The sequence below is a fragment of the Pedobacter sp. W3I1 genome (genome assembly GCF_030816015.1).
Classification (GTDB): domain Bacteria; phylum Bacteroidota; class Bacteroidia; order Sphingobacteriales; family Sphingobacteriaceae; genus Pedobacter.
In genome coordinates this window covers 304,471-317,831 of the sequence record NZ_JAUSXN010000001.1, presented here as the reverse complement: position 1 = coordinate 317,831, position 13,361 = coordinate 304,471, and the positions used below count along the sequence as shown (strand labels likewise).

The window sequence follows — 13,361 nt, the reverse complement described above, 5'->3', positions numbered from 1 at the left end:
GTTATTCGTTAATCGACTTTGGACTCCAGACTAAGGACTTCAAACTAATTTAATTACCAACTGGAAATTTTAACTTGCGGTATCTAAGCTATATTGTATAATTTTATGGACTCACGTAGAGAATTTCTAAAAAAAGCGGCCTTGTTTGCCGGAGCCACTGGCATGGCCAATACCTTGCCCAGTTCGGTATTAAAAGCCATGTCGATTAACCCGGAACCGGGTAGTACATTTTACGATGCGGAACATATTGTTTTCCTGATGCAGGAAAACAGGTCTTTCGATCATATGTTCGGTAAAATGAAAGGTGTTCGCGGGTTTAATGATCCACATCCACACATTCAACCTGATGGGAACAAAGTTTGGTTGCAAAAAGATGGTCAGGGTTATACCTATGCCCCTTTTCATGTAGACATTAACAAAACAAAAATTACCTGGCAGGGTGGTTTACCACATTCGTGGAATGACCAGGTCGCCGCACGAAATGGTGGCCGTTACGATAAATGGCTGCCCGTTAAAACACCAATGACACTGGCTTATTATGATCGGAATGATATTCCTTTCTATTATGCAATGGCCGATGCTTTTACCATTTGTGATCAGCACTTCTGCTCATCGTTAACCGGAACAACACCCAATAGACTGTTCTTTTTTACAGGAACCGTTCGCGGAGAAAAAAGTGCAAACCGGGTTGCGGTAGTCAATAACGATCAGGCCGAATCGCAAAATAATGTATTTGTAGATTGGCCAACCTTTCAGGAAACATTAGAAGATAATGGTATCGATTGGCGCATTTATCAGAACGAATTGTGGACCTCCAAACTCCCGGAAGGCGAAATAGATGATTGGTTGGGAAATTACGGCGATAATCCTGTAGAATACATCAGTAGGCATAACGTTAAATTATCGGCTTACTTTAGAAAAAACGGCGATAATACCGTTAAACCAGCTTTAACCGCAAAAGAGGTTCAGGGGAAATACGATAAATTATCCCAAAAGGAAAAAAACTTAGTAGATAAAGCATTTACCACTAACATTTCTCAAAAAGATTATCTCGATCTTGAACCATTTACTTTTAAGAATGACCAAGGGAAGTCTGAAACGATTAACGTGCCTAAAGGGGATATTTTCCATCAATTTAGAAAAGACGTAGATAGCGGCAAATTACCAACAGTTTCGTGGTTGGTTGCACCTCAACGTTTTTCTGATCATACCAGCTCGCCATTGTATGGAACCTGGTATGTAAGCGAAGCCCTGGATATTTTAACCAAAAACCCAGAGGTTTGGAAAAAAACAATTTTTGTTTTAACCTACGATGAAAATGATGGGTATTTTGATCATCAGCCACCTTTTGTGGTGCCAAACCCTGATGATTCGACCAGTGGAAAAGTATCAGAAGGAATAAACTATGCCACTGATTTTGAAGCAAGAAAGGGAAGTCCTATTGGCTTGGGCTATCGTGTTCCATTGGTTATTGCCTCACCCTGGAGCAAGGGCGGTTTTGTAAACTCGCAGGTTTTCGATCATACTTCATCATTAATGTTTATGGAAAAATGGCTGGCTAAAAAAACAGGCAAAACCATTAAAAGTAACAACATCAGCGATTGGCGAAGGAATATCTGTGGCGATTTAACCTCAGTGTTTAGACCATATAACGGAGAAGAAATCAAATCTCCTGAACCATTAAAACGTGATGTTGTGGTAACTAACATCGGTAATGCAAAAAACAAACCCGCCCAGGTTGGACCTACTGCACTAAATAAAACCGAAATTGCAAAAATAAATAAATTCGAAGCCTTTTCTGCTGAAACATCTAATCATGCCCCTAAGCAGGAGAATGGAACAAAGCATGCTTGTGCCTTGCCTTATCATTTAACGGTTGATGCAAATTTGATCAACAATGAGATCGCACTTACTTTTCAATCGGTAAAAACCTTGTTCGGTAGCGAAACAGAAACTGTTGGTGCACCTTTCAACATGAATACCATTGCCAAATTTAAAGGTGTTGCGGGCAAAACATGGGCATATGCTGTAAAAGCTGGTGATGTGCTAAAAGACAACATTAAACTGGATGATTTTGATAACGAAGTTTATGACCTGACAGTAAGTGGTCCAAATGGCTTTTACAGGAATTTCGTAGGCAGCAAAAAAAATCCTTCCATTGTGGTAAAAGCATATCCAGAGCAGGGTGGTTTGGTAAGCAAAAAACTTACAGGTACCCTTGTTTTTGCTATTGAGAACAAAAATGCTGGTTTAGTCACACTTCAAATTGTAGATAACAAATACAAATCGGGAAGCAAAACGGTAACTATCAAGCCAAAATCGAGTACAAACATCTCGTTTAATCTGACTAAAAATGCGAATTGGTACGATTTCAGCATTGTGCAGGCTGGCAATACCACATTTAAACACCGTTATGCGGGTAAAATAGAAACCGGAGAAATTACCCAAACCGACCCATACATGGGTAACGCATCATAAATATCCCCCAAAAAGGGGGATGCCTTTTGAAAGAAATTATGCTTATTTTGTATTACATGTGCAGTAAACTGTCTATAATCAAAATAAATTTCATAGTTTCTTTCATTTTGCTTTTTAGCCTTAAGCTAGCGGCCCAAAGCTATAATTTTACCAATTACAGCCTAAAGGATGGCTTGCCTCAATCGCAGGTAATGGTAATTTTTCAAGCAAAAGACAGGACGCTTTGGCTTGGCACTTTGGGTGGGGTTAGTAATTTCGATGGAAGGCAATTTACGTCATATAGCAAAGCTGATGGACTAGGGTCCAACTCCGTAAACTGCATTACAGAGGATAACCAGAGCCAAATGCTTTTTGGTACCGAAACAGGTATCAACATCCTTAAACGCGGAAAAATAAGCACCTTATTTTCGGGTAAAGGGGTAAGCCATTTGCTTAAAGATAAGCAGGGAATGGTTTGGGGAATAACCGATTATAAACTTTTCAAAATTGAAAAGGATAAAATTATTTTTTATTCCATTGGCGGTAAAAATATCAATACCATAAACAGTGATAGCGCTGGAAACTTATATGCCGTTGTATCGGGAAAGGGAATTTATCAACTAAAAAATAACAATTGGGTAATCTACCAGGAGTTGCCGCCAGCCATCAATACTTTATCTATCCGGAAGATCTTATTTGATAAAACCGTCAAGAATAAGGCCTATCTCTTAAGCTACCGTAGCGGAATTTATGTGCTGGAGAATGGAATAGTTAAACCTTTTTTTAAAAAAGCCGGCATTGATACCTATTATTCCATCGCGCAGGATCATCGTGGAAATATGTGGGTAGGTTCGGAAAAAGGCGCTTACTTGATCAATAAAAACAGTTCGATCATTAATTTTAACGGAGAAAATGGATTGAGTGATAACCAGGTTAATGAAATATTTAGCGATGCTGAAAATAATATATGGGTATCTTGTTTTAGTGATGGTATTTACAAATACGAAGGCGATGCTTTCATTAGGTACAATAGGTTTAAGGGCAAAAACCTGGCTTATCCAATAAGCGGAATAGCGGTCGATAAAAATGATAACCTCTGGTTTGGAACTTTTAACAAAGGTGTTTTTAAGTATGATGGTAAAAATGTACAAAACGTTGATGTCCCCGCTTTTAAGGATAAGAAAATCTACTTCGTTTATGCTGATAAAGCAAAAAATATTTGGTTTTCGACCTATGGCAACGGTATTTGGAAATACGACGGACAGAAATTTAGCCAGGTATTAAAGCCGGATAAGTTTGATAACAGTTCGATAGCTGAAGATGAGGAAGGAGGGATCTGGATAAACGGCCTGATGTCATCTACTTATTTAAAGGATGGAAAAACCCAACGGATAAGCGGGTTCGATGGCTATTTATCGTGTATTTACCCTTTGCGGAAAGATAGTGTGTTTCTTGGCACTTCAAATGGCGTCACACTCATCAAAAATAAAAAGATAGATAAAACATTTCGGATTAAATCGCTCACCAATGTTTATGTACTAAGCATTATAAAACAGGATGATAATTTAATTTTCGCCACGCTAGGAGATGGGATCATTACCTGGAATTTAAAAACGAAAGCCATTAAACGTTATGTTGTTGCCGATGGACTAAACTCAAATGATATTTATAGCCTTGCCACCGATAAGAAAAACAATTTATGGGCCGGAACAGGACGCGGGATTAACAAATTAACTTTTAATAAACAGCAACAAACTTATGAAGTTTTTAGGGATCATCCGCTAATTGTAGAGTGTAACCAAAATGCCATTATCAATTACAAAAACAGCATATTGGTGGGCACTATAAACGGACTCATTCAATGTAAAACCAATGTGCTTACAGAGCGCATAAAAAATCCTTTTATCCATATCCAGCAGGTAAGTGTTTTTCATAAAAATGATCGGTCGAAAGATCTTTCAATAGATCTGAACGGAAAAGGAGATAAATTTTATAAACTTGATTACAGTCAAAACCACATTTCGATAAGTTTTAAGGGGGTTTACCTCACCAATCCCGAAAGCGTACTTTACCGCTACAAACTGGTTGGGGTAGATAACGATTTCAGCAAACCTATACCCAACACGGAGATCGAATATTCGGCCATAAGGCCAGGTAGTTATACTTTCCAGGTTTATGCTATCGCCAATGGCCAGCAATCAAATATAGAGCAATTTAGCTTTACCATTATACCGCCATACTACGATAGCATTATATTTAAGATTGTCGCATTTTTGGTGCTTATATTTCTGATCTGGCTTATCTTTTACCTGATTTTTAAAACCAGAGAACGCAAAAAATATCAGTTCGAAAAGTTAAAGTTAAAAGAACAGGAAAAAATAAGAAAGCAAACTGCAGAAGATTTCCATGATGATATTGGTAATAAACTAACGCGGATTAATGTTTTGTCTGAAATTTTGGATAAAAAGGTAGCCGGAACAGAAAAAGAGCAAAAAGAACTGATCAGGCTAATCAGAGAAAATGCCAGCCTGTTGTATACCGGAACTAAAGATATCCTCTGGGCGCTAGACCCGCATAGCGATAATCTTTTTGAAATATTGATGCACATTAAAAATTTTGGAATAGATCTGTTCCAAAATACAGGTGTAACATTTAAAATGGAAGGCGTATTAAGCAAATACCAAAAACTACATCTATCGATGGAGTTTAACCGAAACCTAACCTTAATTTTTAAGGAAATGTTAAATAATGTATTAAAGCATGCCAAAGCAACTCAAGTGCTGATTATGGTTATTGAAACGGATCATGATACCGTAAACATCTTGACAACAGACGACGGCGAAGGTTTTGATCTTGAAACGGTACAGAAAGGAAGAGGATTAAACAACATTCAAACGCGCTGTAAACGCATAAAATCGACCTTTCAGATTTCTTCTATTAAGGGGAAAGGCACCACTACAACAATTTCTACGAGAATTCCTGTTACAAAATAGCACTAAAGCCGTCTTAATTAAAAACCAACCACAAAATGAGCCAGAATTTACGAATTGTTCTAATCGAAGACGACGATATTTTAAGAATGGGTTATGAATCGTTGTTAAGCGATGTAGAAGATTTTGTAGTTGTAAATGCTTATGCATCCTACGATTTGGCCAAAAAACATTTAGAGGCCGATCACCCCGATGTGATTTTGCTTGATATCCAGATGCCAGGCACCAATGGGCTGCAGGCCTTGCCTTTTATCAAAAAAGCCTTACCCAACACGAATATTATTATTCTTACCGTTTTTGATTCGCCCGAATTGGTTTTCGAAGCCCTAACCATGGGTGCTGGTGGTTATCTGACCAAAAACTCAAGCGCTTCCAAAATTATAGATGCCGTGAGAGAAGTAAGTACAGGAGGAGGGGCCATGAGTACAAATGTAGCGCGCATTGTAATGCATTCTTTTCAAAAAAACCTGAACTCTCCTTTAACTAAACGCGAAACCGAAATATTAGATCGGATTGCAAACGGACAAACGAAATCTCAAATCGCAAACGATCTGTTTATTGATCAGGAAACCGTAAGGAGCCATGTAAAAAATATTTACATCAAACTCGATGTAAACTCCAAATCAGAAGCGATTAAAACAGCTAAGGAAAAGCGCTTTATTTAATCTATACCCATATTTTACTAGAAAATAATGCGAAAATCACCCTTTTTGGGTGATACTTTGGGACCAATTTCAGTTTAATTTTACATCATACAATTAAACAGGCAATGAACCAATCTGCGAAATCCTTTTATGTGCAAGTAAAGCAACTAAATGATGCAGATGCATTCTATACTAACTGTTTGGGCATGCCTACAGAATCGACAATGATTTCTGAAAAGGAAAAAGGGGATAATGGTTAAGGCAGATCATGAGACCAATATTTTCCTGTCAGAACAGAAGCATCAAAACCAGACCAATAAAATTATATTAACCAGCGATGATTGTTTAGAAGATTATTGCAGGCTAAAATCGAGAGGGGTTATTTTTAAAAATAGACCAGCTTATTTAAGTGAGGGTTTAAGTATCGAATTTTCTGATCCTTATGGTAATCATTTTATCATATTGGAGCAGCGTAACTATAATGAGGATTAAGGTTATGAGGTACATAAAAGAATTAAGCAATAGGAATAGAATTATAAGCGAAAGCACCTGTGAAGCCCTTTATGAGCAACAGAGCGATGCTTATACCATTAAATTTGTTTTTAACGGAACTGAGGATTGTGAAATTAACAAGCGTAAATTCAGCATTTACCCCGATACTTTTGCTGTTGTAAATGCGGGGACAAATTTTAGCAGCAAAATAGATTCGATAAGTCCTGTAAATACATTTTCAGTTTCTTTTGGTGAAAATTTTATTAAAGATTTTCATCATACTTTTTCGAGTAGTAACGAAAGTTTACTTGCCGGGAAAGAAGCTCAGGAAACACCTCCGTTTATCGAATCACTATATCCCTTTTCTGGCGATATGCGCTTTAATGTACTGCATTTAAAAAGCCAGCTCGATAAAGGCTTGAAAGACGAAATGCTGATTAATGAATATCTGTACCACTGCCTTTTAAACTATTATAAAATTTATGATAAAGAGGTGGCTCAGAAATTAGATAAACTCAGCTTTATCAAAACAAAAACCCGCGAAGAGGTTTTAAAAAGATTAACACTTGCTAAAGAATATATTAGCAGCAATTACAATCAAAACATAACATTAGAAAATATTGCCGAACAGGCATGTTTATCGGTTAACCATTTGCTACGAACATTTAAAGAAGCATATGAAATTAGCCCATACCAGTTTTTAATGCAATTGAGGTTAAACCGGGCTAAAAAGCTATTGCAAACCACCACCTATCCTTTAAATGAAATAGTGGGTTTAGTTGGCTTTGAATGCCCAAGTTCGTTCATCAGGTTATTTAAACATACATTCAACATTACGCCTTTAAAGTATAAGAAGAGTAGGCTGAATTAAAATATAAATAGTGATTTCTGCATATTTTGAATGTTAGGATGAAACTATTTTTGAAGCTCTTGCAGGACAATTTGTAGAAGTTTTTTCCTGTTTAGGTTAATAATGATTAAAAAAGCAAACTGCCAGGATTGGGGTTTGCTTTTTTGCGTTTAAAGCCTATTTCTGCCCAGAATGGTGATTTTCGCACATTTTTGGATTTTCACAGCGCCTAAATTGCTTATTGATTTGGTTTTCGTGCTCATCTGCTAAGAACCTGTTGAACTAATTAATTACTAACTATTTATTCCCAAACATGAAACAAAAATTACTATTGATTTTAATGGTGACGGTTTTGTCTTATTTAAATGCCTTAGCGCAAAATAGAACAATTACCGGAAAAGTGGTTGATGCGGATGATGGCTTACCATTGCCAGGCGTATCTATAAAAATAAAAGGGACCGCACAATTAACCCAAACCACCGGGCAAGGAACCTTTTCTATTTCGGTACCCGAAAATGCACAGAGTTTAGTGCTCAGTTACGTTGGTTACACCGAGCAGGAAGTAAAAATAACAGGCGAAACGTTAAATATCCGTTTGGTTTCATCTTCTAAAAACCTGCAGGATGTAATTGTTGTAGCCTATGGAACGAGCAAAAAAGAAGCCATTACGGGCTCTGTTGCTACTTTGAGTGCCAAGCAGTTAGATAATCGGATTATCACCAACGTTACCAATGTCCTGTCAGGTGTTGCACCTGGCGTGGTAACAACTTCAGGAAACGGCCAGCCGGGTAGTAGTTCGGCCATCCGTATCCGTGGATTTGGATCTATATCGGCATCGAATAGCCCTCTTTTTGTATTAGATGGTTCAGTGTATGATGGCGAGCTTGGCGATATTAATGCCAATGATATAGAAAGTATTTCTCTGCTAAAAGATGCATCGTCATCGGCACTTTACGGTTCAAGAGCTGCAAATGGAGTGGTGATCATTACTACTAAAAAGGGTAAATCCGGTACACCAACATTAAATGCGACCTATAGTCAGGGCTTTTCTAAAAGAGGCATACCTGAATATGATAGAATAGGTGCTTTGGATTATTATCCTTTAATGTGGCAGGCTTTAAAAAACAGCCTGGTATATCCGGCAACAGGAACGGGTATAAGCGAGGCGGCAGCAGCTACACAAGCTTCTAATACCATTCAAGGGCAATTGATCTATAATCCGTTTAACGTACCCAATAACCAGATCGTAGGTGTAGATGGCAAATTGAACCCTAATGCACAATTGCGTTATGATGACTTCGATTGGTTTAAGCAGGCCTCACGTGTAGGAAAACGGACCGAGTTTAATGTTAATTCGAGCGCAAAAAATGAAAAAACGGACTATTATTTCTCTATGAACTACCTAAAGGATAATGGTTATTTAATTAAAACCGATTTCGAGAGATTTAACCTCCGTGTTAATGCTAACACACAATTACGGCCTTGGTTAAAAACAGGGGTAAACTTATCAGGAAGCTTATCCAACGGAAATTTAGCTCAGGATGCCTCAACAGGTGGCGCGTCTGCTTTTGTGAATGTATTCAATTTTGCCAGAACTATGGGTCCTATTTATCCAATACATGCTTTTGATGCCAATGGCAATCCGGTTTTAACCACCACCGGCGAGCAATGGTATGATTACGGTGGACATCCTGGTTCTGTTAACAGGCCACAAGGTGCTTTAGCTGGTCGGAATGTGATTTATGAGACTTTGCTAAACGACATATTGAGCCGTAGGCTTGCCCTAAATGGTAGAGCATATGCTGAGATCAAGTTTTTAAAAGATTTTACTTTTAAACCAACCGTTAGTATCGATTTTATTAATGCGTATAGCAGCGAATATCGAAACCCGGTTGTAGGAGATGGAAGTACCGTTGGTGGTTCATCAACAAAACGGAGCACACCAACACAGAGTTATACATTTAACCAGGTATTATCGTACAGCAAAACATTTGGTAATCATAGTGTAAATGCTTTGGCTGGGCATGAAAACTATGATTATGATTGGCGCAGGTTAAGTGCAACTAAGCAAAGCCAGATTTTAGACGGAAATACAGAATTCCCGAATTTTGTAACCCCTAGTGATGCTGGTGGATATAAAGATACTTATCGCGTAGAATCTTATTTCGGTAAAGTAGGTTATAATTATTTAGAGAAATACTTTGTAGATGCCTCTATCCGTCGTGATGGTACTTCGCGTTTATCGTCAAAATCGAGATGGGGGACATTTTTCTCTGCAGGCGCATCATGGGCGATTAACAAGGAGGATTTCATGAAAAACATGGATTGGATCAGTGATTTACGCTTGAAGGCTTCGTATGGTGAGGTAGGAAATGATAATTTAATTGATGCAACCCTTTTTGAACACAACAGCCTTTACTACAATTACCAGGCTTTTTATGAGTTAGGCTGGAACAATGGTAGCGAGCCGGGCTTATTATTGGCCACCGCCGCAACGCCCGATTTAAAATGGGAATCGGTAAATACTTTTAATACCGGAATAGCCTTTGGTTTATTTAAAAACCGCCTGAGAGGTGAGATCGAGTATTTTAAACGTGGTTCATCAAACTTATTGTTTGCGGTACCACAGCCATTGTCTGATCCAATTACTTCTATCCGTCGCAATATTGGTTCTATGTACAATACAGGAATCGATTTGCAATTAAGCGGCGATATTTTAAAATCTGAAAACTTTAACTGGAACTTATTAAGCAATTGGTCTTGGTTAAAAAATAAAATCACCAAAATGCCGGCAGAAACGCCAACAGTAACCAGTGGAACTAAAAGACTTGAAGTTGGACGAGATATCTATGCCTATTATCTGCGCCAATGGGCGGGAGTAGATCCAACAGATGGTTCGGCTTTATTTGAACCGAATGCTGGTGTAACAACCAACCTTCGCACCGTAAATGGTCGTGTTTTAACCACTGATATTAATAATGCACGTTCTGATTATTCTGGCTCTGCCATTCCAGATTTATATGGTTCGATTACCAATACTTTTAATTATAAAAACTTTGGGTTATCGTTCTTAATAACTTACCAGATAGGCGGTAAATTCTACGATCAGAATTACCAGGGGCTAATGGCTACCACCTACGGTTCGGCGCTGCACGTTGATGCACTAAACTCGTGGATGACACCTGGTCAGGTTACTGATATTCCACGATTGGATATTGGCCGTTCAGGTCAGTTTAACGGAATATCCAGTCGTTGGCTGGTTGATGCCTCTTATATTGCTTTCCGTAACATAAATCTATCTTATACTTTACCACAAAGATGGATTAAAGGAGCAACATTAAGCAATGTTAGGGTATTTGCGGCGGGCGAAAACCTGGGCTTAATATCCAAACGCAAAGGAATGGATCCGACCGAATCGTTCACGGGTTTAAATACAACTAATTACGTGCCTTCGCGGATGATTAGTTTCGGAATCAATGTTTCACTTTAAAAGATACGATCATGAAATATAAAAAATATTTACTTTTTGCAGGTTTAAGCCTATTAAGCATCACGGCCTGTAAAAAAGATTATCTCGATACAAAACCGACAGATCAGGTTGATAATTCAGCACTGTTTACCTCTGCTGCAAATGCAAAGAATGCCTTAAATGGTGTTTACCGATACATGTACGAACGGACTACAACCGTAGTCTCAACAGCGGCCCAGAATAAGCCAGGGGTAGGCGGCATAATGCTTTACATGGACTTTATGGGAGAAGACATTGGAATATCCTCATCAAACTGGTATACCTCTGATGGTGGATCCTGGATTAGCCATCGTACCGATAATAGTACCATGCTGGAATATATGTACCGCACCTATTACCGTATTATCGGAAATGTGAATTACATCATCGATAATATTGATCAGGCATCGGGCGCAGCTGCAGATAAAAACACAGTTAAGGCTGAAGCCCTAACTTTAAGAGGTTATGCTTATTTTGGCCTGGTACAACTTTTTGGTAAACGTTATGATGCGGGAGCGAAACCGAATAATCAGCTTGGTGTACCACTTTTATTGGCCTCAACTGATACCAATAAACCACGCGCAACTGTAGAAAGTGTTTATGCTGCAATTGTTAGCGACTTAGAAACTGCTATTTCGCTTAATGCAACCGCTTCGAATAAGAGCCATGCAGGTGTTGCGGTAGCAAAAGGTATTAGAGCAAGGGTTGCCCTGGTGATGCAGGATTATCCTAATGCCATTAAATATGCAAAAGATATTGTAGATGCCAACCAATACCCGCTATTGTCTGTTACTGATTATCAGGCAGGCTTTAACAACGCAACATTAGGCGAGTTTATATGGTCTTCTATGCCAACATTAGATCAAGGAGATACATTCGGGTCGTATTTTGCGCAGATCGCTTATAACGCAAATACAAGCTTTATGCGCGGAAATCCAAAAAGGATTAATTCTGCATTATATAATCAGATATCAGCTACAGATGTTCGGAAAAAGATGTGGGAACCAGCACCAACTACAGCAAATTTCCCATTACCTGCTACAAATTTTGCTCGTCAGCCTTATATGAGCCGTAAATTTTCAGTTAAAGAAGTAGGCGGCCCATCTTTAGGTGATGTTCCTTTAATGCGGACCTCAGAAATGTATCTGATTTTGGCGGAGGCTTACGCCAAAACGCCTGGAAGTGAAGCAGCAGCCAGAACGGTTTTATTTAACCTGGTTAAGCAGAGAGACCCAAGCGCGGTGATTTCGGTAAATACAGGGCAGGCCTTAATTGATGAGATTCTTTTTAACAGAAGAATTGAACTTTGGGGAGAAGGCCACAGGTGGTTAGATTTAAAACGTTTAAACCTGCCGCTTGATAGGACAGTTGTTCCTAACTATGTTTCTGCTTCTGTTGCGGGAACCTTAACAATACCTGCTGGAGATGTTAAATGGCAGTTCTTAATACCGAGGGCAGAAATGGAAGCTAATTCTGGCCTGGCTGGACAGCAAAATCCTTAATAGTTTAAAGACAGGGAAAGGTTATGTTATCGTTTAGTATAACATAACCTTTTCTATTTATCACATTTTAGTTACCTCATCATTATGGTGTTATCGGCATATTATTTTGCTTTATTCCAGCCGACCTTTAATAAAAAAACACAGATAGTTATGAGACTAAAAGCTTTGGTGATTTTGTTACTAGGTATTACAATCACAAATAATGTTTTGGCTGCAGAAAAACCAACTGCCAGCCATAAATCGGTTATCAATTATTATATGGACAGCTACATGAATTCTGATTATAAAAAGTTAAAAGCGGTTTTAAGTGAGGATGCTGTTTTTACCTCGAATAGAGATGTGAGGGTAATTAAACATAAAGCGAGTGATGTGTTAAACCAAATGAAGAAAAATGAAGGCGTAATTCAGCACGATTGCAATATCAGTTCTAGCATTGTTTCCGAAACCGATGCCCTCGTAATTGCACGAATAGATATTAACTACGAATTATTTGATGGTGCACAACAAAACTTTGTCATTATAGAAAAAGATAGAGAAGGCGAATGGAAAATTACTCAGGTATATAAAGTGTTTATCAGCAGCGAAAGTGAAGCTAAAAAGCTGGTTTCAAATTAGCGTTAATTCCTTTTTGGCTAGGCTGGTTTCGATTAAGAGCAAAAAGGTTTATCGAACAACGTCTTTAATCGCAGAGATCATTTTTTTGCAAAAACAAAGGATTCGTGATGATAAATCGTCATTTCGACCGTAGTGGAGAAATCTTTGAACTATGCTTATTAAGATAGTTCAAAGATTTCTCTCACGAAAGTTCATATCGTTTGGACACATCTTTTATAAGAATGGTTTGGGCATCATGCTAGCTGGCTTTTAATAAACCACAGTCTTTACCGAAGGACGCCGTCAATCCTAAGTGGCCGGAGA

At 38.3% G+C, this 13,361-nt stretch carries 8 protein-coding genes; all 8 read left to right on the top strand.

Annotated elements, in window-relative coordinates; all coding sequences use genetic code 11:
• Positions 1 to 105: 105 nt before the first annotated feature.
• The 8 genes from QF042_RS01370 to QF042_RS01335 all read left to right on the top strand — a co-directional run bounded on the left by QF042_RS01370 (position 106) and on the right by QF042_RS01335 (position 13,058).
• A complete protein-coding gene (locus QF042_RS01370; protein WP_307524581.1) occupies positions 106 to 2,478 on the top strand; it encodes a phosphocholine-specific phospholipase C in 2,373 nt (790 codons plus the stop codon).
• A gap of 56 nt (positions 2,479 to 2,534) precedes the next feature.
• Positions 2,535 to 5,450, top strand: a complete 2,916-nt coding sequence (locus QF042_RS01365; protein ID WP_307524580.1) for a two-component regulator propeller domain-containing protein — start codon at positions 2,535 to 2,537, stop codon at positions 5,448 to 5,450.
• 35 nt (positions 5,451 to 5,485) lie between these two features.
• The gene (locus QF042_RS01360; protein WP_307524579.1) at positions 5,486 to 6,112 is read left to right on the top strand and encodes a response regulator transcription factor; all 627 of its coding nucleotides are present in this window, start codon (positions 5,486 to 5,488) and stop codon (positions 6,110 to 6,112) included.
• A gap of 231 nt (positions 6,113 to 6,343) precedes the next feature.
• Entirely contained in the window at positions 6,344 to 6,583 is a 240-nt protein-coding gene (locus tag QF042_RS01355) for a hypothetical protein (RefSeq protein ID WP_307524577.1), read from the top strand.
• Positions 6,584 to 6,587: 4 nt separating this feature from the next.
• On the top strand, positions 6,588 to 7,454 hold the full coding sequence (locus QF042_RS01350; RefSeq protein ID WP_307524575.1) for a helix-turn-helix transcriptional regulator: 867 nt from the start codon (positions 6,588 to 6,590) through the stop codon (positions 7,452 to 7,454).
• A gap of 292 nt (positions 7,455 to 7,746) precedes the next feature.
• A complete protein-coding gene (locus QF042_RS01345) occupies positions 7,747 to 10,923 on the top strand; it encodes a TonB-dependent receptor (protein ID WP_307524573.1) in 3,177 nt (1,058 codons plus the stop codon).
• Between the two features lie 11 nt (positions 10,924 to 10,934).
• A complete protein-coding gene (locus QF042_RS01340; RefSeq protein WP_307524571.1) occupies positions 10,935 to 12,443 on the top strand; it encodes a RagB/SusD family nutrient uptake outer membrane protein in 1,509 nt (502 codons plus the stop codon).
• A 150-nt stretch (positions 12,444 to 12,593) separates the two neighbouring features.
• Positions 12,594 to 13,058, top strand: a complete 465-nt coding sequence (locus QF042_RS01335; RefSeq protein WP_307524569.1) for a hypothetical protein — start codon at positions 12,594 to 12,596, stop codon at positions 13,056 to 13,058.
• The last annotated feature ends 303 nt before the right edge of the window (positions 13,059 to 13,361 follow it).

Coding starts and splice junctions, on each gene's coding strand:
- QF042_RS01370 (WP_307524581.1), top strand. CDS start 106: ATGGACTCACGTAGAGAATTTCTAAAAAAAGCGGCCTTGTTTGCCGGA.
- QF042_RS01365 (WP_307524580.1), top strand. CDS start 2,535: ATGTGCAGTAAACTGTCTATAATCAAAATAAATTTCATAGTTTCTTTC.
- QF042_RS01360 (WP_307524579.1), top strand. CDS start 5,486: ATGAGCCAGAATTTACGAATTGTTCTAATCGAAGACGACGATATTTTA.
- QF042_RS01355 (WP_307524577.1), top strand. CDS start 6,344: ATGGTTAAGGCAGATCATGAGACCAATATTTTCCTGTCAGAACAGAAG.
- QF042_RS01350 (WP_307524575.1), top strand. CDS start 6,588: ATGAGGTACATAAAAGAATTAAGCAATAGGAATAGAATTATAAGCGAA.
- QF042_RS01345 (WP_307524573.1), top strand. CDS start 7,747: ATGAAACAAAAATTACTATTGATTTTAATGGTGACGGTTTTGTCTTAT.
- QF042_RS01340 (WP_307524571.1), top strand. CDS start 10,935: ATGAAATATAAAAAATATTTACTTTTTGCAGGTTTAAGCCTATTAAGC.
- QF042_RS01335 (WP_307524569.1), top strand. CDS start 12,594: ATGAGACTAAAAGCTTTGGTGATTTTGTTACTAGGTATTACAATCACA.